This window comes from Blastococcus jejuensis (genome assembly GCF_039534705.1).
Taxonomy (GTDB): domain Bacteria; phylum Actinomycetota; class Actinomycetes; order Mycobacteriales; family Geodermatophilaceae; genus Blastococcus_B; species Blastococcus_B jejuensis.
This window is the reverse complement of the sequence record NZ_BAAAVV010000015.1, coordinates 1-24,007: the sequence shown is the minus strand read 5'-3', so window position 1 is coordinate 24,007 and position 24,007 is coordinate 1. Positions and strand designations below refer to the sequence as shown.

General features: G+C 74.4%; 21 protein-coding genes, 1 tRNA gene, 1 other RNA gene and 1 pseudogene. 7 read left to right on the top strand and 17 right to left on the bottom strand.

Features of this window, described 5'->3' with window-relative positions:
* Positions 1-9 precede the first annotated feature (9 nt).
* The 4 genes from ABD644_RS20270 to ABD644_RS20255 all read right to left on the bottom strand — a co-directional run bounded on the left by ABD644_RS20270 (position 10) and on the right by ABD644_RS20255 (position 3,721).
* Positions 10-1,290 (bottom strand): MFS transporter, encoded by a 1,281-nt coding sequence (locus tag ABD644_RS20270; protein WP_344690868.1) that lies wholly within the window; start codon positions 1,288-1,290, stop codon positions 10-12.
* A complete protein-coding gene (locus tag ABD644_RS20265; RefSeq protein WP_344690867.1) occupies positions 1,287-1,883 on the bottom strand; it encodes a winged helix-turn-helix domain-containing protein in 597 nt (198 codons plus the stop codon). Before ABD644_RS20265 ends, ABD644_RS20270 begins: the two co-directional genes overlap by 4 nt.
* A gap of 63 nt (positions 1,884-1,946) precedes the next feature.
* The gene (locus tag ABD644_RS20260) at positions 1,947-2,711 is read right to left on the bottom strand and encodes a class I SAM-dependent methyltransferase (RefSeq protein ID WP_344690866.1); all 765 of its coding nucleotides are present in this window, start codon (positions 2,709-2,711) and stop codon (positions 1,947-1,949) included.
* Complete coding sequence (locus ABD644_RS20255) at positions 2,708-3,721, bottom strand: methylenetetrahydrofolate reductase (protein WP_344690865.1); 1,014 nt, start codon at positions 3,719-3,721, stop codon at positions 2,708-2,710. Before ABD644_RS20255 ends, ABD644_RS20260 begins: the two co-directional genes overlap by 4 nt.
* A 218-nt stretch (positions 3,722-3,939) precedes the next feature.
* Here ABD644_RS20255 and ABD644_RS20250 point away from each other — a divergent pair, with 218 nt between their 5' ends.
* The 3 genes from ABD644_RS20250 (at position 3,940) to ABD644_RS20240 (ending at position 6,436) form a co-directional block, all read left to right on the top strand.
* Positions 3,940-4,941, top strand: a complete 1,002-nt coding sequence (locus ABD644_RS20250) for a pirin family protein (RefSeq protein ID WP_344690864.1) — start codon at positions 3,940-3,942, stop codon at positions 4,939-4,941.
* Between the two features lie 27 nt (positions 4,942-4,968).
* Positions 4,969-5,937 (top strand): pirin family protein, encoded by a 969-nt coding sequence (locus ABD644_RS20245; protein WP_344690863.1) that lies wholly within the window; start codon positions 4,969-4,971, stop codon positions 5,935-5,937.
* A gap of 70 nt (positions 5,938-6,007) precedes the next feature.
* A complete protein-coding gene (locus ABD644_RS20240) occupies positions 6,008-6,436 on the top strand; it encodes a PPOX class F420-dependent oxidoreductase (RefSeq protein WP_344690862.1) in 429 nt (142 codons plus the stop codon).
* Between the two features lie 41 nt (positions 6,437-6,477).
* On the opposite strand, the gene ABD644_RS20235 is transcribed toward ABD644_RS20240, so the two are convergent.
* From ABD644_RS20235 to ABD644_RS20185, 11 genes are all read right to left on the bottom strand, one after another.
* On the bottom strand, positions 6,478-7,254 hold the full coding sequence (locus tag ABD644_RS20235; RefSeq protein WP_344690861.1) for a VOC family protein: 777 nt from the start codon (positions 7,252-7,254) through the stop codon (positions 6,478-6,480).
* A 74-nt stretch (positions 7,255-7,328) separates the two neighbouring features.
* Positions 7,329-9,362 carry a TPM domain-containing protein gene (locus tag ABD644_RS20230; RefSeq protein ID WP_344690860.1) on the bottom strand — a complete coding sequence of 678 codons (2,034 nt, stop codon included), beginning with the start codon at positions 9,360-9,362 and terminating at the stop codon, positions 7,329-7,331.
* Positions 9,363-9,427: 65 nt separating this feature from the next.
* A complete protein-coding gene (locus ABD644_RS20225) occupies positions 9,428-10,573 on the bottom strand; it encodes an ABC transporter ATP-binding protein (protein ID WP_344690859.1) in 1,146 nt (381 codons plus the stop codon).
* Positions 10,570-11,649, bottom strand: coding sequence for an ABC transporter ATP-binding protein (locus ABD644_RS20220; protein WP_344690858.1), 1,080 nt, complete (start codon positions 11,647-11,649; stop codon positions 10,570-10,572). Before ABD644_RS20220 ends, ABD644_RS20225 begins: the two co-directional genes overlap by 4 nt.
* Positions 11,646-12,587, bottom strand: a complete 942-nt coding sequence (locus ABD644_RS20215) for an ABC transporter permease (RefSeq protein WP_344690857.1) — start codon at positions 12,585-12,587, stop codon at positions 11,646-11,648. The genes ABD644_RS20220 and ABD644_RS20215 overlap by 4 nt, the downstream gene beginning before the upstream one ends.
* Positions 12,588-12,684: 97 nt before the next feature.
* Positions 12,685-13,689 (bottom strand): ABC transporter permease, encoded by a 1,005-nt coding sequence (locus ABD644_RS20210; RefSeq protein WP_344690856.1) that lies wholly within the window; start codon positions 13,687-13,689, stop codon positions 12,685-12,687.
* 87 nt (positions 13,690-13,776) lie between these two features.
* Positions 13,777-15,480, bottom strand: a complete 1,704-nt coding sequence (locus tag ABD644_RS20205; RefSeq protein WP_344690855.1) for an ABC transporter substrate-binding protein — start codon at positions 15,478-15,480, stop codon at positions 13,777-13,779.
* A 267-nt stretch (positions 15,481-15,747) separates the two neighbouring features.
* Positions 15,748-16,347, bottom strand: a complete 600-nt coding sequence (gene recR / locus ABD644_RS20200) for a recombination mediator RecR (RefSeq protein WP_344690854.1) — start codon at positions 16,345-16,347, stop codon at positions 15,748-15,750.
* A gap of 34 nt (positions 16,348-16,381) precedes the next feature.
* Entirely contained in the window at positions 16,382-16,723 is a 342-nt protein-coding gene (locus ABD644_RS20195; RefSeq protein WP_344690853.1) for a YbaB/EbfC family nucleoid-associated protein, read from the bottom strand.
* Positions 16,724-16,779: 56 nt separating this feature from the next.
* Entirely contained in the window at positions 16,780-17,931 is a 1,152-nt protein-coding gene (locus ABD644_RS20190) for an acyl-CoA dehydrogenase family protein (RefSeq protein WP_344690852.1), read from the bottom strand.
* A 4-nt stretch (positions 17,932-17,935) separates the two neighbouring features.
* Positions 17,936-20,224: a DNA polymerase III subunit gamma and tau gene (locus ABD644_RS20185; RefSeq protein ID WP_344690851.1), complete on the bottom strand. Its 2,289-nt coding sequence runs from the start codon at positions 20,222-20,224 to the stop codon at positions 17,936-17,938.
* A 102-nt stretch (positions 20,225-20,326) separates the two neighbouring features.
* Here ABD644_RS20185 and ABD644_RS20180 point away from each other — a divergent pair, with 102 nt between their 5' ends.
* Positions 20,327-21,088, top strand: a complete 762-nt coding sequence (locus tag ABD644_RS20180; protein ID WP_344690850.1) for a hypothetical protein — start codon at positions 20,327-20,329, stop codon at positions 21,086-21,088.
* A gap of 9 nt (positions 21,089-21,097) precedes the next feature.
* Here ABD644_RS20180 and ffs read toward each other — a convergent pair.
* An RNA gene (gene ffs, locus ABD644_RS20175) (signal recognition particle sRNA small type) lies at positions 21,098-21,193 on the bottom strand.
* 206 nt (positions 21,194-21,399) lie between these two features.
* Between ffs and ABD644_RS20170 the strand changes: the two are divergent.
* A pseudogene (locus ABD644_RS20170) lies at positions 21,400-22,290 on the top strand (DMT family transporter); the annotation flags it as partial.
* A 15-nt stretch (positions 22,291-22,305) separates the two neighbouring features.
* Here the strand turns inward: ABD644_RS20170 and ABD644_RS20165 are convergent.
* Positions 22,306-22,390 (bottom strand) — tRNA-Ser (locus ABD644_RS20165).
* A gap of 174 nt (positions 22,391-22,564) precedes the next feature.
* On the opposite strand from ABD644_RS20165, the gene ABD644_RS20160 reads away from it, so the two are divergent.
* The gene (locus ABD644_RS20160; protein ID WP_344690849.1) at positions 22,565-22,912 is read left to right on the top strand and encodes a hypothetical protein; all 348 of its coding nucleotides are present in this window, start codon (positions 22,565-22,567) and stop codon (positions 22,910-22,912) included.
* Between the two features lie 31 nt (positions 22,913-22,943).
* Positions 22,944-24,007: serine/threonine-protein kinase (locus ABD644_RS20155; RefSeq protein ID WP_344690848.1), on the top strand; the 1,064-nt coding region annotated here is incomplete at its 3' end.

Sequence of the window (24,007 nt, the reverse complement as noted above, 5' to 3'; positions counted from 1 at the left end):
GCGCCGGGGTCAGGCGGGCACGAGCTCGACGGGCGCCTCGGGGCGGGTGGTGCGCGGAAGGCGGAGGCAGGCCACGCCGCCGAGCAGGACGACGCCGCCGACCGCGAGGAACGCGGCCTCGATGCTGACCGCATCGGCGAGCCCGGGGATCACCAGGTTGCCGAGGATGCCGCCGAGCGCCATGGCCAGCGACATCGCCGAGACCGCCGTCGCCCGGTGGGTGGCGCTCACGCGGGTGTGCAGCACGGCGCTCAGCAGCGGCCAGGTCGCCCCGTGGGCGAGGTAGAAGACCGCGAAGCCGGCCCCGGCCACGACCAGGACGTCGGGGCCGGCCACCACGACCAGCGCGCCCGCGCCCAGCAGGAACAGCGCCGCACAGGTCGCCCGGGTCGATCCCCGCAGCAGCCGCCGCAACGCCGTCGTCGCCATCGACCCCACCGCGGCGGCGGCGAAGGACACCGCCAGGACGGCGCCGTAGACGGCTGCGCCGTCGGCCCGGTCGCCGGTCAGGGCGGCGAAGCGCACCGGGCCGAGCAGCTCGCACACGACGAGGGCGGCACCGCCGACGGCCGTCAGGACGAGGACCAGCCGCATCGGCCGGTCGGTGACCGACAGCCGGACAGCCCCCGCGACGGTCGCCGGCACCGCCCGGACGCCCGCCGCCAGCGCCGCACCGACGCTCCCCTCGCGCGGCGGGCGCTGCTCGGTCAGCAACCGGGCGACGGCCAGGATGAACACCAGGTCGAGGACGGCGGCGCCGACGAAGGGCAGCGCAAGCCCCGCGGCCCCGGCGCCACCGAGCAGTCCCGGCAGGAAGCCGCCGACGACCGCGCCGACGGCCAGGCTGCCGCCGTCGGCCGCGGAGTGCCGGGCCAGCCCCGGGGCCACGTCGGCCGACGGGTCGAGCCGGTGCACGGTGTCGACGTACCAGGCCTCGACCGGGCCGGAGTCGAGCACCCGCCCGAGACCGAGCGCGACGATGCCCGCCAGGAACCCGGCGAAGCTCGTCGCGGTCGCGAACAGCACGCACGAGACGATGTGCAGCACCGCACCGGCGAGGACGACCGGCCGCCGTCCGAGCACGTCGGCCAGCCCGCCGGTGGGCAGCTCCAGGGTGACGACCAGGACGCCGTGCACGGTGAACAGCAGCCCGATCTCGGCCAGGGACAGCCCCCGCGCCTGGGCGAGCAGCACGGTGATCGGCGTGGTCAGCCCCACCGGAAGCCAGCGCAGCGCGGTCAGCCCGACCAGCCGGCGGGTGGCCGAGCGGACGGTCTGCGGCGCGCTCACCGCGGCATCTCCTTCAGCGGGACGACGTCGGCGAGCACGACGACGAGTTCGGCACCCTCGGCCGGCCGGTCGGCGGGGTGCGCCTCCATCCACCGGGTCAGGACGGCGGAGAGCTCGTCGCTGAGCGCCCGCGCCTGGTCCGGCCGGAGCCGCAGCGCGTAGTCGCTCAGGTCGGCCGCCCCGGCCCACTCCGGGCCCAGCCGGTCCTGCTGCTCCTGCCCGGCGCCGAGCACCCGCACCTGCACGTCGATGGCCATGCGCGTCATCTCGTCGCGCACCTCCCGGCCGCCCTCCTGGTCGACGAGATCGGTGGGCGTCCAGCTGGTCAGCCGGTGGCGCGCGCGCCACCAGCGCTCGCGGGCCGTGCCCTGGCCCTCGACCTCCTCGACGAAGCCGTAGGCCGCGAGCTGGCGCAGGTGGTAGCTCGTCGAGCCGCTGCTCTCGCCCACCACCCGGCCCAGCTGGCTGGCCGTGGCCGGGCCGCCCAGGCGCAGCTGCCCGAGCAGCCGGTTGCGGAGGGGGTGGGCGAGCGCCCGCAGGGCACGGACGTCGGTGACGCGGACGGCGGGCTCCAGCGGCTTCTGGTCGGGCACGGACCGACCCTAGGAGTGCAAAGACTTCTTTGCAAGGGTTTCTTTGCACCCTCCGTGCATGCACTACCCGGCGACGGCCACCCCCAGCCACGCGCGAAGCGATCCGTCCGAGAGCAGCCGGCCCACGCGGCCCGACTGCTCCTCCGCCTCGCGGAACGCCGGGTCGTCGCCGTGCCTCCTGGCGACCTCCGCCTCGACGGCGTCGGCCCGCTCGGTCCACTCCGGTGGGCTGTCGGCGAGGTCGGCCTCCGCGGTGCCGGTCAGCCGGAACCGCGCCCCGCGGAGCAGCGCGCGCAGCTCGGCCTCGCTCGGGAACTCGTTGCCCTCCGGCGCCGGCGCCGACAACGGCCCGTCGGCGACGAACACCAGCAGCCCGAGCCGGCCGCCGTCGGCCAGGACCCGGCGGAGCTCGGCCAGCGCCCCCGCCTTGTCCGACGTCGTGCAGAGCACGCCCAGGCACCAGGCGACGTCGAAGGACGCGTCGGGGAACGGCAGCGCCTGCCCGAGCGCGACGACCGACGGCAGGCCGAACAGCCGGCGCCCCGCCCCGGCCGCCGCGGCCATCGGCTCCGCGCAGACCGGCCGGACGCCCCGCTCGGCGGCCAGCCAGCCGGCCGGTCCGCCGACGCCCGCGCCGGAGTCGAGCACGCGGGCGCCCGGAGCGAGGTCGAGCCCGTCGGCCAGCCAGCGCAGCGCCCCCTCGCTCCCGCTCCCCCGGCACCCGGCGGGGATGGCGTGCTCGGGGCCGAGTGCCCGGACGGCGTCCTCGGTCCACCCGGCGACGGTGCCGAACTCCGCCTCCATCGCCTCGCTCTCGAGCTCGCTCATGGGCACTCCTCCCGCAGTCGTCCGGCGATCTCGGCCTTGACCCGCGCTCCGTCGTCGGCCCCTCGGCTCGAGCCCGAGCCGGACAGGTTGACGCCGACCACCCCCGGCACCGCCAGCAGCTCCCGCGCCTCCGTCACCGCCGCCTCGATCCCGGCCGCGCGGGGGTCGGGCGCAGCGAGCACCCGCTCGACGACGGCGTCGTCGAGGTGCAGGCCGGGGAACCGCTGGAGGATCCGCGCCGAGGCCTCGTCGGTGTACACCGCCACCCCGGCGACGAACGGCACGGTGGCTCCGGCCGTGCGGGCCGCCGCGACGAACCCGCGCACCACGCCCGGCGTGCTGACGTGGTTGAGCACGCACACCTGGGCGCCGGCCCGCTGCTTCTGCGCCACCCGCGCGGGGCGGTGCGCCACCGGCGGCGCCTCGGGCGACTCCGCCACGGCCACCGCCAGGCCCATGCCGGCGGCGAGCGCGGCCAGCCGGGTGCTGTCGAGGTCGAACACCTGGGTGACCCCCGGCCGGACGCCGGGTCCGCGACCGTCGCCGGTCACGCACAGCACGCCGTCGATCCCCAGCACGGCCAGGCCCGCCAGCTCCTGCTCGAGGACGACGCGGTTGCGGTCGCGGCACGCCAACGTCGTCCAGAGGCGTCCGCCGGCGCCGAGCACCTCGGCGGCGACCATCGTCGGCGGTAGGTCGGGCCGCTCGGCGTGCTCGCCCACCAGCAGGGCGTCGGCCGCCGGCCCGAGGACGGCGACGACGCGGCGCAGGGCGGCCGGGTCGAACGGCGGGACCGAGAGGTCGGCCAGGACGACGGGGCCCTCGGCCGCCGCCGTCACCAGGGCGGAGGACGCGACCGGCGCCGCGGGCGGGCCCGGCCACTCGACCGGCGGCTCGTCGAGGAAGACGCACCGGTGCTCGGTGAGCTCGCAGCGCTCGTCGTCGCGGACGCCCCCGCAGGGGCCGAAGACCATGCGCTTCGGGCACCCGAGCCGCCCCGCCGTCTCCACGCCCCGGAGCCTGCCCGCCGCCCCCCTCCCCCGAAACCCGCTCCACCCCCTTCTCCTGTCCGGGCCAGATCTGCACATTCGCCCGCTTCAGGGCGCGGAAGTGGGCCAGTGTGCAGATCTCGCCGGTTGTCGGGGAGGAGCAGAATCCGGTGGGAAGACAACGGGGGTCCGGAGCGCTACAGTCACCGTTAGTTGAGCCCTCAACCAAGGAGGCCGTCATGCCCGCCGTGACCGTCGAAGACACCACCGCCCTGCCGCGCGTCCCGGTCCCGGCCCCCGGCAGCGTCCGGCGCCGCGTCCGCTCGGTCACCACCGCGCCGTCCGGCTTCGAGGGCGAGGGCTTCCCGGTCCGCCGCGCCTTCGCCGGCGTCGACCTGCGCGACCTCGACCCGTTCATCCACATGGACCAGATGGGCGAGGTCGAGTACGCGCCGGGCGAGCCCAAGGGCACGTCGTGGCACCCGCACCGCGGCTTCGAGACCGTGACCTACATCATCGACGGCACCTTCGAGCACCAGGACTCGCACGGCGGCGGGGGCTTCATCACCAACGGCGACACCCAGTGGATGACCGCCGGCGGCGGCGTCCTGCACATCGAGCGGCCGCCGGAGCACCTCGTCCTCAGCGGCGGCCTGTTCCACGGCCTGCAGCTGTGGGTGAACCTGCCCAAGGCGCAGAAGTGGGTCGAGCCGCGCTACCAGGACCTGCGGGCCGACGAGTCCGTACTGCTGGCCAGCCCCGACGCCGGCGCGTTCCTCCGCGTCATCGCCGGTGACGTCGCCGGGCACCAGGGGCCGGGCACGACGTACACGGACATGGCGATGGTGCACGCGACCATCGCGCCCGGCGCCACCCTCGACCTGCCGTGGCGGCGCGACTTCAACGCCCTCGTCTACGTCCTCTCGGGTGCCGGATCGGTCGGCATCGACGGGCAGCCGGTGCGCACCGGCCAGCTCGCCGTGTTCGGGCCGGGCGACACGATCACGATCAACGGGGCCGTGAAGCAGGAGTCCCGGACCCCGGCGCTCGACGTCGTGGTCCTCGGCGGTGCGCCGATCCGCGAGCCGATTGCCATGTACGGGCCGTTCGTCATGAACACCCGCCAGGAGGTCATGGACGCGTTCACCGACTTCCAGGCCGGGCGCCTCGGGTCGATCCCGGCGTCGTACGTGCCCCACGGCGCGGTCAAGGGTGAGACCGGGCAGACCCCGGAAGCCTGACGGGCCGGCACGGAGGGGAGGACCCCGATGAGCAACCTCGACCGCCGTCCCGCGGCCCAGGAGCTGGGCGGGCTGGCGGCCACGGCCGCCGGCCCGGCGCTCGATCTGCTGCCGGGCAAGGAGGTGCTGCTCGGGGAGAGCACCCGCGTGCGCCGGCTGCTGCCGACCCTCGGCCGGCGCATGGTCGGGGCCTGGGCGTTCGTCGACCACTACGGGCCCGACGACATCTCGCGCGGCTCCGGCATGCAGGTCGCCCCGCACCCGCACACCGGGCTGCAGACGGTGTCGTGGCTGCTCGAGGGCGAGGTGCACCACCGTGACTCGATCGGCAGCGACGTGCGGTTCGGCCCCGGCCAGCTGGCGCTGATGACGGCGGGTCACGGGATCGCCCACTCCGAGCAGTCGCCGGCCACCCACCCGCGCTTCCTCCACGGGGCGCAGTTGTGGGTCGTGCTGCCCGACGCCGACCGGGAGACCGCCCCGGCGTTCGAGCACCACGCGACCCTGCCCGGGTTCACGTCCGACGGCCTGACCGCGACCGTGCTCATGGGCTCGTTCGGTGGGGCGACGTCGCCCGGGACGGCGTACACGCCCCTGGTCGGCGTCGACCTGGACCTGGCTGCCGGTGCCGACGTCGAGGTGCCGCTGGACCCCGACTTCGAGTACGGCCTGCTCGCCTCCTCCGGGTCGGCCGCGGTGGAGGGTGCGCCGCTGGACCGCGGCGCGATGCTCTACCTCGGCACGGGACGGCGCTCGCTGCGGCTGTCGGCGGCCGAGGCCACCCGCCTGCTGCTGCTCGGCGGCGAGCCGTTCGAGGAGCAGATCGTCATGTGGTGGAACTTCGTCGGCCGGTCCGGCGGGGAGATCGCCGAGTACGCCGAGCGCTGGAACGCCGAGGACGAGCGCTTCGGCGCGGTGCTCGGTTACGACGGCGCCCGGCTGGAGGCCCCGCCGCTGCCGCCGGTGCCGCTGAAGGCCCGGGGCAGGGAGAGGTGACGGGCCGGACCCGCGCCCCCGCACGCTCGCCACGGGGCCCGGGCGGGGGCCGAACTGCGAGCATGAGCCGATGAGCCCCGAGGCCCGCATGCTCGACTTCGTCGCCGGTCAGCACTGGGGTGTACTGGCGGTCGTCAAGGCCGACGGCCGCCCGCACCTGTCCAACGTCGGCTACGCCTACGACCCCGACGCCCAGCTGTTCCGGATCTCGGTCACCGACACCCGCGCCAAGACCCGCCACCTGCGCGCGGACCCCCGCGTCACGCTGCACGTGGCGTCGAAGGACTTCTGGACGTGGGTGGCCGTCGAGGGGACGGCCGAGCTCACCCCCGTCGCGGCCGCCCCGGACGACGCGACGGTCGACGAACTGGTCACGTACTTCCGCGCCATCAACGGCGAGCACGAGAACTGGGACGAGTACCGGGCGGCGATGGTCGCCGATCGCCGTCTCGTCGTCCGGTTCCGCCCCGAGCACACCTACGGGCAGCTGCCCTCCTGATCGGCGGACCGGCGCGCCCCGCCCGCGCCGGCCGCAGCGCGTTAGCTCGCGGCCGCCGGACCCATCACCTCGAACTGGGCGCCCCACGGGTCCGCGACGACGGCGAACCGGCCGAAGGGCGTGTCCATCGCCGGCATGACGACCGTGCCTCCCTTGCCCTGCACCGTGGCCACGGCGGCGTCGGTGTCGGCCACCGAGAAGCAGGTCAGCCAGCCCGTCGGCATGCCCTCCTGGGTCGCGCCCAGCCCGCCGAGCGGGTTGCCGCCGGTGGAGAAGGTCGTGTAGTCCATGTCGCCGCCGCCTGCCTCGGGGGGCATCTCGTCGAACCGGAACCCGAAGACGGCGCTGTAGAACGACCGGGCCGCTGCGGAATCGGCGACCATCGCCTCGTTCCACGCCAGCGAGCCGGGCTCGTTGTGGATGCGGCAGCCGGTGTGCGTGCCGGACTGCCACAGCCCGAACGGGTTCCCCTGCGGGTCGAGGGCGACGACCATCGTGCCCATCGGCCCGACCTCCATCGGCTCGACGACCACGGTGCCGCCGGCGTCGCGGATCTTCGCGACGGTGGCGGCGGCGTCGTCGGCCGCGAAGTAGGTGGTCCAGCGGGGCGGGTCGGCCGGGTCCATCTGCGGGCCGAGACCGGCCGCCTCCCGCCCTTCGCTGGTGGCGTTGAGATACCCGCCGAACTCCGGGTCACCTCCCGTGTACTCCCAGCCCAGCAGGGCCGAGTAGAAGGCCCGGGCGGCGTCGAGGTCGGCGGCGCCGTAGTCGACCCAGCAGGGCGTGCCGTTGGGCCACGGGGTGTCACGAGTGGGCATGTCTCCTCCTTGGGGACGGGAGGAGCACGCTCCCACCAGGGTCCGACAGTTCCCAGCGGTCGCGGCGCGTGGGATCAGAAGCGGCCGCCGCCGCCTCGGCGACCGCCGCCACCACCGCTGCGGCCGCGGCTGCGCGAGCCGCCGAAGCTGCCGCTGGACCGCCGGCCGCCCCCGAAGCCACCGCCCGAGTAGCCGCGGTTGCCGCCCCCGCCGAAGAGGATGCCGCCGAGAACGAGGCTGCCGAGATCCACGCCTCCCCGGCCCCCGCCGTACCCGCCCCCGAACCCGGGGGGCGTGCCATAGCCGCCGCCACCGCCCCCGCCGTACCCGCCGCCGGACCCCCAGTCCGAGGACCACCGGGACACGTCGGACTGGGCCAGGCTCAGCGCCGCCTGCGCCATCGAGCCCGCCTGCTGGGCCTCCCGCAGGGCGGTCACCGGGTCGTCGCGGCTCTGGTCGACGGCCACCTGGAGGTGGCGCTCGGCCTCCGCGAGGCGGGTGCGGGCCTCGGGACCGACGGCGCCACGGCGGGTGGTGATGAAGTCGCCGGCCGCGGCGATCGTCGAACGCGCGCTCACCAGGGCCTGCTCGAGCAGCTCCCCGGCACGCCGCACCCGGGTCTGCGCGTCGCGGGCCACCGAGAGGGTCTGCTCGAGGGCGATGTCGGCCTCCTCGAGCTGCCGCAGGACGGCGAGCGGGTCGGGCAGCGCGCCGTCGGCAGGGGCCAGGGCGGCGTCGGCCGCCGCGAGCGCCGCCTCCGCGCGGGCGATCTGCGGGCCGAGCCCGCTGCGGTCACCCCCCGCGACCAGGGCCTTGGCCTCGGCGATGTCCTTCTCGGTCTCGGTGCGCACCTCGGCCACGCGCCCGGCGGCGGCGTCGAGGTCGGCCGCGAGCCGGGCGATCGCGTCCATCAGGGTGATGCTCTGCGCGACGGCGTCCTCGGCCGCCCGGATGCCCCCGACGGCCGCGCCCGGCCGCTCGGCCGCCAGCGCCTCGCGCGCCTCGCGGACCTCGAGCTCGGCGGCATCGAGGCGGGCGCCGACCTGGTCGATGTTGTCCCGCACGGTCGCCGTCGCCGTCTCCGCGTAGCGCTGCTCCAGGCCGGCCAGCCGCTGCTCCTCCTGCGGGATGCGGGCGCGGAGCTCCGCGATGCGGGGAGTGAGCTCGTCGAGCACCTCCGGCGCGGTGTGCTCCAGGTCGCGCAGGCCGTCGAACGCCTCCGCCTGCGCGTCCAGCCGCTTGTCCGCGGCGTCGGTCAGGCTCAGCATCTCGCCCAGCATCTGGCGGGTGGTCGGCTCGTCCTCCGGGATCTCGTCGTCCAGCTGCTGGCGGATGGTGAACGCGCGGGACAGCTCGTCGCGCGACTGCGCGAGCGCGGTGCCGAAGCCCGCCACGGCCTCCTCGCCGTACTGCAGGGTGGCGAAGTCCAGGTCGAGCTGCGAGGTCTTCACCGCCTCGTCGAGCTCCAGCAGGGCGGTGTTGGCCCGGGCCTGCAACTCCGCCGTCGTGGTGCCGGCGTACGGGTCGGGCTTCTCCAGCCGGACCACCGGCGGCGGCTCGTTCGCCTTGCGCTTCCGCCGCGCCCGGCTCACCAGGTAGGCGCCGCCCCCGACGACGGCGATCGCGCCGACCACCAGCAGCGCGCCGCCGCCACCGGAACCGCCACCGAGCCCGTCGGCGAGGGCGATCGCCGCGCCGTCGAAGTCGCCGGCCGACAGCTCGGGCTCGACGTCGGAGGCGATCACGTCCTCGATCTCGGCGTCGGACAGCGGGAAGCCCTCGGACGGCAGGAACTGGTAGGCGCGGTCCTCCACGGCGACGGCGAAGAGCACGTCGTTGTCCCCGAAACCGGAGAGCTCGAACGTCTCGGCGGTCCACTCGGTCGGGGCGATGCCGTCGAAGGTGTCGACGTAGACCACCCAGAGCTGGATGCCCTCGTCGGCCTGCAGCTCCTCCACCGCGTCCTCGACCGCGGCCGTGTTGCCGACCAGCACGTCGGCCTCGTCGGTGACCTGCTCGGGGACGCGGAAGGGCTCCTCCGCCAGGGCCGGCCCGCCGGTGAGCAGCACGAGGGCGAGCACCCCCAGCACGACGCTCGACCGGCGCACGGGTTCCTCCTGGGAAGCGGGGATCGATCCGGAACCCCGACCCTACCGACGCCGGCGCCCCGCGCTCAGGTGCGCTCGATGGGCTCGTCGACGCCCTGCACCAGCGCGTCGGTCTCCATCGCCTCCGCGCCGGTCGGCCGCACCTCGACGCCCATCGTCGCCGCCACCTCCTCAGCGGACCGGGGACGCAGGGCGCCGTCGCGGATCTGCTCGGCCCAATGGCAGCTGACCAGCCGACCCGGCAGGAGCTCGCGCAGCACCGGCACCTCGTCGTCGCAGCGCGTCTCCTGCCGCCACGGGCAGCGGGTGTGGAACCGGCAGCCGCTGGGCGGGTTCGCCGGCGAGGGCAGATCGCCGGCGAGCAGGATCCGCTCGCGCCGCTCCTCGACCACGGGGTCGGGCACGGGGACGGCGCTCATCAGCGACCGCGTGTACGGGTGCAGCGGCTCCTCGTAGAGCGCGTCGGCCGGGGCCTGCTCGACCAGCGAACCGAGGTACATGACGCCGACGACGTCGCTGATGTGCCGGACGACGGCGAGGTCGTGGGCGATCACCAGGTAGGTCAGCCCCAACCGCTCCTGGAGCTCCTCGAGCAGGTTCAGCACCTGCGCCTGCACCGAGACGTCGAGGGCCGACACCGGCTCGTCGGCGATGAGCAGGTCGGGCTCGAGGGTCAGCGCCCGGGCGATGCCGATGCGTTGGCGCTGGCCGCCGGAGAACTCGTGCGGGTACCGGCGCAGCGCGGCCGTGGGCAGGCCGACCGCGTCCAGCAGGCCGCGGATCTTCGCGGCGATCCCCGTCGTCCCGCCGCCGAGGCCGTGCGCCTTCAGCGGCTCGGCCAGCAGCGACTCCACGTTCTGCCGCGGGTCCAGGCTGCCCAGCGGGTCCTGGAAGACCATCTGCATGCGCTGGCGCATGTGCCGCAGCGGCTCGCCCTTGAGCGCGGCGACGTCGGTGCCGTCGAACAGCACCCGCCCGGCCGTGGGCTCGACCAGCCGGAGGATGGCCCGGCCGAGGGTCGACTTCCCGCAGCCGGACTCCCCGACCAGCCCGTAGGTGGACCCGCGGGGCACGGCGAGGTCCACGCCGTCGACGGCGCGGACGTGCCCGATCGTGCGGTCGAAGAAGATGCCGCGCTTGATCGGGAAGTGCACCTTCAGGCCCTCGACGCGCAGCAGATCGTCGGTGCCGACGGTCGGGACGGCGGTCATCGGGCGGCTCCCGTCGCGGTGGCGTCGGCGGCCGACGGGTACTCGATCGGGTGCCGGCAGCGCAGTTCCCGGCCGGGACCGTCGTACTCCAGCGGCACGATGCTCCCCGACACCTCGGTGAGGCAGTCGTCCTCGGCGTTGTCGCACCGCGGGGCGAAGGCGCAGCCCTGCTCCCAGGCGATCGTGTCGCGGGCCGAGCCGCGGATGGGGTGCAGCGGCGTGCCCCGCCCGGTGTCCAGGCGCGGCACCGATCCGAGCAGCCCGCCGGTGTAGGGCTGGCGCGGCCGGGCGAACAGGTCGTGCCGGTCGGCGGTCTCGATGATCTTCCCGGCGTACATGACGTGCACGCGGTCGCAGAGCCCGGCGACGACGCCGAGGTCGTGGGTGATCATCACCAGCGCCGTCCCCGAGTCGACGACGAGCTCGCGCAGCAGCTCGAGGATCTGCGCCTGGATCGTGACGTCGAGGGCGGTGGTCGGCTCGTCGGCGATGAGCAGCCGCGGCGAGCAGGCCAGCGACATGGCGATCAGCGCGCGCTGCCGCATGCCGCCCGAGAGCTGGTGCGGGTACTCGCCCAACCGGCGCACGGGGTCGGGGATGCCGACCCGGTCGAGCAGGTCGACCGCCTTCTCGACGGCCTCCTTCTTCGACATCTCCGTGTGCTCGAGCAGCACCTCGGTGACCTGGGTGCCGATCTTCACCGTCGGGTTCAGCGAGGACAGCGGGTCCTGGAAGATCATCGCCATGTCCGCGCCGCGCAGGCGCCGCAGCTCCCGGTCGCCGGCGCCGAGCAGCTCCCGCCCGTCGAGACGGACCGAGCCGGTGACCTGCACGCCGCGGGTGGGCAGCAGCCCCATCACGGCCAGCGAGGTGACCGACTTGCCGCAGCCGGACTCCCCCACCAGGCCGATCGTCTCCCCCGGCGCGACGGCGAAGCTGACGCCGTCGACGGCGCGGGTGCCCTGCTCGCCCTTGCGCTTGAAGGTGACCGCGAGCTCGTCGACCTCCAGCACGGGTGTGGTGGTGCGGACGTCGGCCGGCGGGGTGGCTCCGATGGATCCGGTCAGCGGGCTCACCTCCGGAACTTCGGGTCGAGGGCCTCGCGCAGCGATTCACCGAGCAGCGTGAAGCCGAGCGCGACCACGATGATGCACAGCGCGGGGTAGACCGCCAGCTCCGGGCGGATCGACAGGAACGCCTGCGCGTTGGCCAGCATCGCTCCCCATTCCGGGCGGGCGAGGTCGGGGTCACCGAGGCCGAGGAAGGAGAGCGCGGCGGCCTCGATGATCGCCGTCGCCAGCGACAGCGTCGCCTGCACGATGACCGGCGACAGCGAGTTGGGCAGCACGTGCCCGAACACGATCCGCCCCTTCTTCACCCCCAGCGCCTGCGCCGCGACCGCGTAGTCGCTGCCCCGCTGGGCGAGCATCGACCCCCGGAGGAGCCGGGCGAAGATGGGCACCTGGGTGACCGCGATGGCGATCATCAGCGCGTACTGGTTCTGGCCCAGCAGCACCGAGACGCTGATCGCCATCAGCAGGCCGGGGACCGAGAGCAGGATGTCGACGAACCGCATGACCACGGTGTCCACCCAGCCGCCGAACGCCCCGGCGAGGACGCCGAGCGCCATGCCGACGATCACGCCGAGGATCGTCGAGACGACCCCGATCATCAGTGACTGGCGGGAGCCCCAGATCAGCCGGGAGAGCAGGTCGCGGCCGAGGTTGTCGACGCCGAGCGGGAAGCCCTCCCGGCTGCCGGGGATGGACCCGGGCCGGATCTCCGACAGCAGCGTCTGGGCCAGCGGGTCGCGCATCGCCAGCAACGGCGCGAAGGCCGCCACCAGCAGGAAGACCACGACGATGACCGCGCCGATGATGGCCACCGGGTCACGGCGCAGCCGGCGGAACGCGCTCTTGGTGAGCGAGACCCCGCCCTCGCCCTCGGGCACCTGACCCGCCCGCGCGGCCAGCTCGTCGATCCGCCGGCGCTTGAGATCACCCACCGTGCTCACCGACCCCACCCCCGGTCCGCCGCCGCCGGCGCAGCTTTCTGTACCGAAAGCTGCGGTGGCGACGTGAGCTTTCGGTACCGAAAGCTGGAGGGGGCGGTCATCGGACGCGGACTCTCGGGTCGAGCAGGCCGTAGGAGATGTCGACCAGCAGGTTCACCAGCACGTAGACGACCGCCAGCATCAGGATGAAGCCCTGCAGGACGGCGAAGTCGCGGGCGAAGATGGCGTCGTAGATGGCCGAGCCGACCCCGCCGAACGCGAACACGGTCTCGGTGAGCACCGCGCCCGACAGCAGCAGCCCGGTCTGCAACCCGATCGTCGTCGACACCGGGAGCAGCGCGTTGCGGATGATGTGCCGCCGCCGCACGGTCGCCGTCGCCAGGCCCTTCGCGTTCGCCGTCCGGACGTAGTCCTCGTTGACGACGTCGAGGACCGACGCCCGGGTGATCCGCACGATGATCGCGAGCGGGATCGTGCCCAGCGCGATCGCCGGCAGGATCAGGTGCAGGACGGCGTCCCAGGCGGCGTCCCACTCGCGGGTCAGGAGCCCGTCGAGGACGTAGAAGTTGGTGATGCGGGTGGCGTCCATCCGCACGTCCTGTCGGCCGGAGCCGGGCAGCCAGCCCAGCTCGACGGCGAACAGCAGACGCAACAGGTAGGCGAGGAAGAAGACCGGGATGGCGACGCCGATCAGCGAGCCGATCACCGACGTCGAGTCCAGCCAGCTGCCGTGCTTGCGGGCGGCCAGGTAGCCGAGCGGGATGCCGAGCCCGATCGCGAAGATCATCGCGACGATGGTCAGCTCGATCGTGCCCGGGAAGCGCTCGAGGAACTCCGTCGTCACGGTGCGGCCGGTGCGCGCGGAGGTGCCGAAGTCGAGGCGGATCGCGCGCCCGAGGAACCGCAGGTACTGGACGGCCAGCGGCTCGTCGAGCCCGAACAGCTCGTTGTAGCGGGCGATGGCCTCGGGGGTGGCGCGCTCACCGAGCGCGGCTTGGGCCGGCCCCCCGGGGAGTGCGCGCAGCCAGGCGAAGAGGAGGACCGACAGCCCCAGCAGGATGGGGATCAGCTGGAGGAGCCGCCGGACGATGAAGCGGAGCACGCGCTCGGTTCAACCTTTCCGGAGCCGGGAACGATGCGGCCGCGCCGACGGTAGCTGGTGCCACCGCCGGCGCGGCCGACGAACCGATCAGTCGCTGAGCGACACCGTCGAGAAGACCTCGGCGGTCAGCGGGCTGGGCTCCATGCCCTGCACGTTCTCCGCCACGACCAGGGCCGGGGGCGAGTGCGAGATCGGGACACCCGGCAGGTAGTCCATGATCAGGCGGTTCGCCTCCTGGTACTGCTCGGTGCGGTTGGCCGGGTCCGGCTCGGCGTCGGCCTCGGCCAGCGCCGCGAAGATCTCCGGGGCGCTGAAGGCACCGAACTCCGCGGACGCCTGGTTGTTCGAGGCCTCGGCGAAGAAGGTCCCGATGAAGTTGTAGGCGTCGTTGTAGTCACCGGTCCACCCGAGCAGGTGGATGTCGGCCTGGCCGGCCTGGACCGCGTTCAGGTAGTCCGGGTTCCAGGGCAGCGCCGTCGGCTCGATGGTGAAGCCGGCGTCGGTCAGGTTCTGGCTGATGACCTGGAACATCGCGGCCGGGTCCGGCAGGTACGGCCGGCTGACGTCGGTCGGGTAGAAGAACCGCAGCGTGGTGCCCTCGGCGCCGGCCTCGGCCAGGAGCTGACGCGCCCGCTCCGGGTCGTAGTCGTAGGTCGTCACGTCGTCGGCCCAGCCGTCGACCGTCGGCGGCATGAACTGCGTGGCCACCTCGGCGCCCGCGGGGAGCAGCGAGTTCACGATCGTCTCGCGGTCGATCGCGTGGGCCAGGGCCTGGCGCACGCGCTCGTCCTGCAGCGCCGGGTTGGCCTGCGTGCCCTCGACGTTCCCGCCGTTGATGCCCAGGTACAGGATGTTGAACGGGTCGCGCGGGAGGACCTGGAAGCCGGCGTCCTCGAGCGTCTCGTAGTCGGCCGGGGCGACGAAGTCGTAGCCGTCGATCGAGCCGGCCTCGAGCTCCTGCCGGCGGGTGTTGCCGTCGGAGATCGTCCGGAAGATGACCTCGTCGAGCAGCGCCGGCTCACCCCAGTAGTCGTCGTTCTTGACGATGGTGACCTCGCCGTTGCCGCGGTCCCAGCTCTCGAACTTGAACGGGCCGGTGCCGACGGGGTGCTCGAGGGCGTACTCGGAGTAGGTCAGCGCGTCCTCGCTGCCGGACACGTTGTCCGCGTCGTACTCCTCCAGCGCCGTCGGGCTCTGGATCGAGAACGAGGGCAGCGCCAGGGCCGCCGGGAACTTCGAGGTGACCTGGGTCAGCGTGATGACCGCGGTGTTCTCGTCGGTCGCCTCGCAGCTCTCGTAGATGCTCGGGGTGTCCGGAGTGTCCGCGAAGCCGCCGAAGACCGCCTGGTAGTAGTACGAGGCGCTCGGGCTCTGGGCCAGGCCGGTGAAGTTGTACCAGCGGTCGAAGTTGAAGCAGACCGCCTCGGCGTTGAAGTCGGTGCCGTCGTGGAACTTCACGCCCTCGCGCAGCGCGAAGGTGTACTCGAGACCGTCGTCGCTGACCTCGTAGTCCTCGGCCAGCTCGGGCACGGGCTCGGTGCCGCCGATCTCGTTGCCCAGCAGGCCCTCGAAGATCTGGCGGGAGACGCGGAAGGTCTCGCCGTCGCTGCCGAACGCGGGGTCGAGCATGGCCGGGTCGCCGGCCGCGCCGAAGACGAGGGTGCCGCCGGTCTGCTCGGCGGCGTCGCCGCCGTCACCGGAGTCACGATCACTGGAGGCGCACGCAGACAAGGTGACTGCGGTCAGTGCGGCCGCGGAGGCGGCGAGCACTCGGGAGTGGCGACGTTGCATCGCGGAAGACCTGCCTTCTGGACCCTTGCGGGCCGGATGAGCTCCGGACGGGACAGCCGTGGACGCGAAGACGTCCACAGACGCGCCTAGCGACCCTAGGACGCCGCCGTCGGTGCTGGTGAGGGCGTGATCGGCATCGTCACCAAGCCGTGATCTCGGCCGACGCCGGTCTTGCGCGACTTCTGCTGCGCTTGCGGCGGTACATCGGCGCAACAGCGGTGGAAACCGCGCAAGAGCTGCGCTGAAAGCGTCCGGGCAGGCCGCCTGTCAGGCGTCGATGCGGCGGCGGCCCTCGAAGGCCCGGCCCAGCGTGATCTCGTCGGCGTACTCGAGATCCCCGCCCACCGGCAGCCCGCTGGCCAGGCGGGAGACCGCCAGCCCCATCGGGGAGACCAGCCGGGCCAGGTACGCCGCCGTCGCCTCGCCCTCGAGGTTGGGGTCGGTGGCGATGATCAGCTCGGTGACGGCGCCGTTCATCAACCGGGTCATGAGCTCCTTGACCCGCAGGTCGTCGGGGCCGATGCCGTCGATCGGGCTGATCGCCCCGCCGAGCACGTGGTAGCGGCCGCGGAACTCACGGGTGCGCTCGATGGCCACGACGTCCTTGGGCTCCTCGACCACGCACAGGACGTCGTCGGTGCGGCGCGGGTCGCGGCAGATGCGGCACTGCTCGCCCTCGGCGACGTTGTAGCAGGTCACGCAGAAGCGGACCTCCTCCTGCACGCGGGTCAGGGCGGCGACCAGCCGGCTCACGTCGGCGGACTCGGCGGCCAGCAGGTGGAAGGCGATGCGCTGGGCGCTCTTGGGCCCGACGCCGGGCAGGCGCCCGAGCTCGTCGATCAGGTCCTGGACGGCACCCTCGTACACGGAGTTCCTCGGTTCTTCGCAGAGTGTGGGGCGCTCAGAGCCCGGGGAGCCCCAGGCCGCCGCCGCCGAGGCCGCCGGCCAGCGGGCCCATCGTCTTCGCGGCGAGCGCGTCGGCCTCGCGCTTGGCGTCGTGCAGTGCGGCGACGACGAGGTCCTGCAGCGTCTCGACGTCGTCGGGGTCGACGGCGTCCTTCGCGATGGTGATCGCGGTGACGTCGCCGCTGCCGGTCATCGTCGCGGTGACCAGGCCACCGCCGGCGGAGCCGGTGACCTCGGTGCGCGCCAGCTCCTCCTGGGCGGCGACCAGTTGCTGCTGCATCTGCTGCGCCTGCTGGAGGAGCGCTGCCATGTCGGGCTGACCACCACCGGGGAACATGCCACGAGAGTAGGCCGCGGGTACGACCTGCGACGGCACGCCGTCACGCCTACCCCTCAGGCCTCGCGGGCGCGCTCCACGAGCTGCCGGGCGATGACGCCGCGCTGGATCTCGTTGGTGCCCTCGCCGACGATCATCAGCGGCGCGTCGCGGAAGTAGCGCTCGATGTCGACCTCGGCGGAGTACCCGGCGGCCCCGTGGATGCGCATCGCGTCGAGCGCGACCTGCATGCACGTCTCGGAGGCGAACAGCTTGGCCATGCCCGCCTCGAGGTCGCTGCGCCGGCCGGCGTCGATGCTGTCGGCGGCGTCGAGGGTGAGCAGGCGGGCGGCGCGGGTCTTCGTGGCCATGTCGGCGAGCAGATTGCCCACGGACTGGTGCTGCCAGATCGGCTGCCCGAACGACTCGCGCTGCTGGGCGTAGGCCAGGGCGTCGTCGAGGGCGGCCTGCGCGACGCCGACGGCGCGGGCGGCGACCTGCACCCGTCCGAGCTCGAGCCCGGCCATGAACTGCGCGAACCCCCGCCCCTCCTCGCCGCCGAGGAGCGAACCGGCCGGCACGCGCGACCCGGCGAAGGAGAGCTCGCAGGACTCGACCCCCCGGTAGCCCAGCTTGGGCAGGTCCTTCGACACCTCCACCTGGTCGGGCTCGACGAGCAGGATGCTGATGCCACGGTGCCGGGGCTCGGCGTCGGGATCGGTCTTGACCAGCGTCGCGATCAGGCCCGCGTGCCGCGCGTTGGTGATCCAGGTCTTGCTCCCGTCGACGACGTAGTCGTCCCCGTCCCGCACCGCGCGGGTGCGGATGTCCTGCAGGTCGGACCCGCCGCTGGACTCGGTGAGCGCCATCGCCGCCCGGACCTCGCCGGTGGCCATGCGCGGCAGCCAGCGCTCCTGCTGCTCCTCGGTGCCGAAACGGGCGAGCAGCCGGGCGACCACGCTGTGCCCGCCCATCGCGCCGGCCAGGCTCATCCAGCCCCGGGCCAGCTCCGCGGTGACCAGGGCGAAGCAGCGGGTGGACACGGCCGACTCGCTCCAGCGCTCGGGGACGGCGAGCCCGAAGACCCCCATCTCCTTCATCTGGTCGATCAGCGCCGTCGGGTACTCCTGCGCGCGCTCCAACCGGCCGGCGTGCGGGCGCACCTCGCGGTCGACCCAGCGTGCGACGGCCTCGACGATCGCCTGCTCGTCGTCGCTGCGCGCCGTCATCGCGTCAGCCGTCGACGGGCCGGGCGCCGAGCTGGGCGCGGAGCAGCGAAAGCGCGGCCTGCTCGGGGTCGACGACGGGCTCGGGCTCCTTGTCCCCGCCGGTCTCGGCGGCGCGCTCGGCCATGAGCTCGCGGGCCTCGGCCGCCTCCGCGGCGCGGGCCGCCTCGCGAGCCTGCTCGGGCGGGACGGTCGGGCCCGAGGTCGCCGCCGCTCCCTCGACGACGGCGTCGACCCGCCAGCGGACCCCCAGCAGCTCGTTGAGCGCCTCGCGGACGACGTCCTTGTTCAGGTCGTCGGCGAGCCGCCGCGCCAGCGCGGGCGACGACGTCGACAGCGTCAGGACGCCGCCCGCGAGCTGGTGCACCTGCGCGTTCTTGAGCAGCGCCTCGGTCGTGCGCTTGTGCCGCTTGACGACGGCGAGCAGCTCGGGCCACACCCGCCGGACGTCGGCCGTCGTCAGCTCGCCGTCGGCGGCCTGCTCGGGCGGGTTGGCGGAGACGACCGGGGTCGGCTCGGCGCCGCGAGGCGTGGGCGCGGACTCGGCGGCCGCGCGGGGCGGGTCGGCGGGTGCGCTCGGCTCCGCGACCCGTGCCGCGGCCGCCTGCACCGCGGCCGGGCTGGCGGCGTGCGGCCAGTCCTCGTCGTCGGTCGGCTCGGGCGGCAGCGGGATGTCGGGATCGGCGGCGGCGGGAGGGGGCTGCGTGGAACCTGCCGGGGCTGCGGGGGCTGCCGGGGCGGGGGGCCGTGCTGCGGACGCCGCGGGTGCGGCCGGCTCGGCGGGCCTGCGGGCGGCACCCGACCCGGGGGGCACGGTCTCGGGCCAGTCGTCGGCGGCGGCCGCCTTCGCGGCGGGCGCGGGTGTCGGCTCGGGCCGGGCGCGCGGCGACTCGCTGCCCTGGGACCGCCGGACGAACTCGCGCCGGGGTGCGGCGGCCTCGCTATCGGCGGCCGGAGCCGCCGGCGGGGCGGCTGCCGGCGGGGCAGCTGCCGGCGGGGCAGCTGCCGGCGGCGCCTCGCGGACCGGGGCCTCGCGCACCGGCGCCTCGCGGACCGGGGCCTCGCGCACGGGGGTCGCCTGCGCCGGAGCCTCGGCCGGCCGCTCCCCACCCGTTCGGCCGGGGTGCTCGCCGGCGATCGACATCCGCCGTTCGAGACGTTCCAGCCGCTGCAGGGTGGCCGCGGCCGAGCCGTCGGTGGCCGGCAGCAGCATGCGGGCGCAGACCAGCTCCAGCAGCAGCCGGGGTGCCGTCGTGCCGCGCATCTCGGTGAGGCCCTCGTGCACGACGTCGGCCATGCGCGAGAGGGTCGCCGACCCGAGGGCCTGGGCCTGCTGGCTCATCAGGTCGACCCGGTCGGGTGGGCAGTCGAGCAGCCCGTTGCCCCCGGCGTCGGGCACGGCGTCGAGCACGATCAGGTCGCGCAGCCGGTCGAGCAGGTCGGTGGCGAACCGGCGCGGGTCGTGCCCCGCCTCGACGACGCGGTCGACGGCGCGGAACACCCCCGGGGCGTCGTGCGCGGCCAGGGCGTCGATGGTCTCGTCGAGCAGCGCGTCGTCGGTGACGCCGAGCAGGCCGACCGCGCTGCGGTAGGTGACGCCCTCGGGCCTCGCGCCGGCGAGCAACTGGTCGAGGATCGACAGCGAGTCGCGCACCGAGCCACCGCCGGCGCGGACGACCAGCGGGAAGACGGTGGGCTCGACGGTCACGCCCTCGGCCTCGCAGGTCTTCTCCAGCAGCCCGCGCAGCGTCGTCGGCGGGACCAGCCGGAAGGGGTAGTGGTGGGTGCGCGACCGGATGGTCGGCAGCACCTTGTCGGGCTCCGTCGTCGCGAAGACGAAGACGAGGAACTCCGGCGGCTCCTCGACCACCTTGAGCAGGGCGTTGAAGCCCTGCGTGGTGACCATGTGCGCCTCGTCGACGATGTAGACCTTGTAGCGGCTGCTCACCGGGGCGAAGAAGGCGCGTTCGCGCAGGTCGCGGGCGTCGTCGACGCCGCCGTGGCTGGCCGCGTCGATCTCGATCACGTCGAGCGACCCGGGACCGTCGGGCGCGAGCGCGACGCAGGACCCGCACACCCCGCACGGGGTCGACGTCGGCCCCTGCTCGCAGTTCAGCGAGCGGGCGAGGATGCGCGCCGACGACGTCTTCCCGCAGCCGCGCGGGCCGCTGAAGAGATAGGCGTGGTTGATCCGGCCGCCGTCGACCGCGTTGACCAGCGGGCCGGTGACGTGCTCCTGCCCGACCACCTCGGCGAAGGTCGCCGGGCGGTACTTGCGGTAGAGAGCCAGGGCCACGCCGCGAGGTTACGTGGCGCCACCGACGCTCCGGCGGCCGTTCCCGGTCCGCTGCGCGCCGCTTCGCTCAAGTCCGGCCGGCAACGCGCCGATGCACCCGGTATGACCGACGACACGACGTCCGTCCTCGACACCCGGCCGACCCAGGCCGACGGCGCGGGGGCAGAGCCGACCGACGTGCCGACCCTGAACTGGCGCGTCCCGGTCGCCCTCCTGGCCGCCGCGTCGGTGATCGCGGCGCTCGTCGTCTGGTTCTTCGGTGGCGACGACCCGGCGACCACGGAGCGGGCGGCTGCCGATCGGACCTCTGCCGGGGTGACCCTGCCGACCGCTGTGGCACCGGTGACCACCGATCCGGCTGCGACCACACCCGCACCCGCGCCGGCCGACGCGCCCGCGCCCGGGACCGCCGCGCCCGCCCCCGGGACCGCCGCCCAGAGCGCGCCGGGGACGACGACGTCCCAGCCCGCCGGGTGGGAGCCCCGCACCTTCCAGGGAGTCACCTTCGCGGTGCCCGCCGGTGCCCGCATGCCGGACGTGGTCGACGAGGGCGGGAACGGCGCCTCGCCGCTGTTCGCCTGGAACGGCCCGGCCATCGGCGGGGACATCTACTCGCAGGTCTCGATGTGGGTGCTGCCGGCCGACGGCGCGACCCCGCCGGACGCCTACCAGCCGGTCAGCGTGCCGGGCGCCGGACAGGCGTTCGTGCTGATCGGTCCCGGCGGCACGCAGCCGGAGACGATCACCGTCGACCTGCACATGCTGACCGCCGACCGCCACATCAACCTGTTCGGGATGTTCGCGGCCGGCCCGGCCGGCGAGCAAATGGTGCAGGACCTGATCGCCTCGGTGGTCGTGGGCTGACGCAGGGCAGCAAAGGACCCCCCGCGCACCCGCCAGAGCCCGCTTATCCTTGCTGCCTTCCGGCCCTGGGGAGGTTCACAGGATGACGCCACACGAGGGGTCTGGCGTCCACTGTAGAGGAATGTCCGAGCGGGCCGACGGCGGCGCCCGCTACTGTCCCCGGCCATGACGCCCCGGCACGCGCTCGTCCTCCCCCCGCCGCGCTCCTGATCCGGAGCGCCGCGGGCTGATCCCGCAGCCGCCGCACACCGTGGCGGCGACCAGCCGTGCTCCGGAACCGAGTCCCGCATCGGAACCGACCCTGGAGCGTCATGTCCTCCCCCGTCTCCTCCTCGCCCCTGACGACCCCCGCCTCCCGGCGGGGGTTCCTGCTCGTCGTCCTGGCCGCGCTGTGCTGGGGGACGTCGGGCATCAGCGGCCAGATCGTCGCCGACCGCGCCGGTCTCGGCCCGCTCGACATCGCCTGGCACCGCATGGCGATCGGCGCCGTCGCGCTGCTGGCGATCCACGCCCTGACCCGCCGTCGCCGCGCGGCCCCTGCCGCCCGCCTCGGGCGCGGCACCGCCGTCCGGCTGCTCCTCATCGGGGCCGGGCTGGCGGCCTACCAGCTGGCCTACTTCGCGGCCGTCGCGACGGCGGGCGTGAGCATCGCGACCCTCGTGGCACTCGGACTCGCGCCGCTGCTCATCGCGGTCGGCGCGGCCCTCCTCGGCCACGGGCGCCCCGACCGCGCCACCGTGCTCGCCCTGGTCGTCGCGCTGGTCGGCCTGGTGCTGCTGGTGGGCATCTCGGCCGGCGCCGACACCGGGACGGCGGTCGTGCTGGGCGCGCTCATGGCGGTCGGCTCGGCGCTGGGCTACGCCGTCGTCACGCTGGCGGGTGCGGGCGTGCCGGCCGGGGTGCCGGTGACCCTGGCCGGGTTCGCGGGCGGGGCGGTGCTGCTGACCCCGGTCGCCCTGATCGCCGGGCTGCGGTTCACCACCGAACCCGGTGCGCTGGCGGTGCTGCTCTACCTGGGCCTGGTGCCCAGCGCGCTGGCGTACACGCTGTTCTTCACCGGGCTGCGGACGGTGCCGGGTGCGGTGGCGTCGATCGTGACGCTGCTCGAGCCGCTGACCGCGACCGCGCTGGCGACGGCGTTCCTGGGCGAGCGGCTCGCCCCCGGCGCACTCGCCGGGGGCCTGCTCGTGCTCGCCGCCGTCGCGGGGCTCTACCTGCGGAGGATGGGAGATTCGAACTCCCGAGGGGTTGCCCCCAACCCGCTTTCCAAGCGAGCGCCATAGGCCACTAGGCGAATCCTCCAGTGCACCGGGGATGCTACCGGGCGGCCTCCGGCGCCGGACGCACGCGGTCGGACCGCGCGCGCCCCGGGCAGCCGGAGCCGCCCGCGTACGGCATCCTTCCCGCAGGTGGTTGGGCATCCGGCCACCGGGGAAGGCTCCTGTGTGGGGGATTCCCAGTGGGAGGAGGCAGGACATGAGCGAGTCCAGCGACGTGCGGCCGGAAGTGGTCGCCGCCATCGTCGGCGTCCTCAAGGGCGGTGACCCCGCGGCCCTGCCACCGGGCGCGACGCCCGCGGAGAAGACGGCGGCCAAGGACGCCTATCTCTCGGAGTTCGTCGCCGAGCGCAGCAAGCGCGACCGGCAGGCCCATGCGTGGGAGCTTCTGCTGACCCGCAGCTACGACGAACCGCCCACGTGGGAGCGGCTCTTCGACGACCTGGACCCCGAGGTGCACACCGAACTGGGCGAGCTCTACGACGTCCTCCCTGCCGGCGCCCAGGAGGAGTACGCGCGCCGGTACGGAGTGCCCTCCGCGGTCTGATCCCCGTCGACCACCCGGTGCCCGTCCCGTCATGACCCGACCGATGACCGCTCCCGGCCGCCTCGTCGCCGGGCGCTACCGGTTGCAGTCGCAGATCGGCGGCGGCGGGATGGGCACCGTCTGGCTGGCGCGCGACGAACTGCTCGGCCGGCAGGTCGCGATCAAGCAGGTGCTCTCCCCGCCGGGCGCCGACGAGGCGCAGATCGACGAGCAGCGACAGCGGGCGCTGCGCGAGGGCCGGATCGCCGCCCGGCTGAGCCATCCGCACGCGATCTCGGTCTACGACGTCGCGCTGGAGAGCGGCCAGCCGTGGCTGGTCATGGAGTACCTGCCCTCCCGCAGCCTGGCCGCGGTGCTCACCGAGGACGGCGTGCTGAGCACCGGCGTCGTCGCACAGGTGGGCGCCCAGGTGGCCGATGCGCTCGCCGCCACGCACGCCGCCGGGATCGTGCACCGCGACGTGAAGCCGGCGAACATCCTGATCGGCGAGGGCGGCCGGGTCGAGGGCCTGGTCAAGATCACCGACTTCGGCATCTCGCACGCCAGCGGCGACGTGACCCTCACGCAGACCGGCCAGATCACCGGGACGCCGGCGTTCCTCGCGCCCGAGGTGGCGCAGGGCCGGGAGATGACCGAGGCCAGCGACGTCTTCTCCCTCGGCGCGACGCTCTACACCTGCCTCGAGGGCCAGCCGCCCTTCGGCATGGAGGACAACGCCCTCGCGATGCTGCACCGCGTCGCCGGCGGGCAGATCCGCCCGCCGTTGCGCGCGGGGTCGATGGCCGAGCCGCTGGTCCGCATGCTGGCCGCCGATCCCGCCGACCGGCCGACGATGGTGGAGGTCCGCGACGAGCTGGCCGCGCTCGCGGCGGGCCGGGACGGCGACACGACGACGGTGCTGCTCGCCCGCACCGATCTCCGGTCGGGGCCGCCCGGCCCCGGCCGGACGGCGACGTTCCCGGCGCCGGCACCCGAGGCGCCCGAAGCACCCGCGGCACCCGCGCCGGCGTCCGAGGTGCCCGCGCCACCGCCCGCCCGGCCGCCCGCCGCGGCCCGCGCTGCGGCCCCTGCCCCGGCCCCGGCGGCCGCCCGCAC

Excerpts from the sequence above, each read along its gene's own strand:
- ABD644_RS20160 (WP_344690849.1), top strand. The coding sequence starts at position 22,565 with ATGAGCGAGTCCAGCGACGTGCGGCCGGAAGTGGTCGCCGCCATCGTC.
- ABD644_RS20190 (WP_344690852.1), bottom strand. The coding sequence starts at position 17,931 with ATGACGGCGCGCAGCGACGACGAGCAGGCGATCGTCGAGGCCGTCGCA.
- ABD644_RS20260 (WP_344690866.1), bottom strand. The coding sequence starts at position 2,711 with ATGAGCGAGCTCGAGAGCGAGGCGATGGAGGCGGAGTTCGGCACCGTC.
- ABD644_RS20195 (WP_344690853.1), bottom strand. The coding sequence starts at position 16,723 with ATGTTCCCCGGTGGTGGTCAGCCCGACATGGCAGCGCTCCTCCAGCAG.
- ABD644_RS20180 (WP_344690850.1), top strand. The coding sequence starts at position 20,327 with ATGACCGACGACACGACGTCCGTCCTCGACACCCGGCCGACCCAGGCC.
- ABD644_RS20250 (WP_344690864.1), top strand. The coding sequence starts at position 3,940 with ATGCCCGCCGTGACCGTCGAAGACACCACCGCCCTGCCGCGCGTCCCG.
- ABD644_RS20235 (WP_344690861.1), bottom strand. The coding sequence starts at position 7,254 with ATGCCCACTCGTGACACCCCGTGGCCCAACGGCACGCCCTGCTGGGTC.
- ABD644_RS20245 (WP_344690863.1), top strand. The coding sequence starts at position 4,969 with ATGAGCAACCTCGACCGCCGTCCCGCGGCCCAGGAGCTGGGCGGGCTG.
- ABD644_RS20225 (WP_344690859.1), bottom strand. The coding sequence starts at position 10,573 with ATGACCGCCGTCCCGACCGTCGGCACCGACGATCTGCTGCGCGTCGAG.
- ABD644_RS20205 (WP_344690855.1), bottom strand. The coding sequence starts at position 15,480 with ATGCAACGTCGCCACTCCCGAGTGCTCGCCGCCTCCGCGGCCGCACTG.
- ABD644_RS20240 (WP_344690862.1), top strand. The coding sequence starts at position 6,008 with ATGAGCCCCGAGGCCCGCATGCTCGACTTCGTCGCCGGTCAGCACTGG.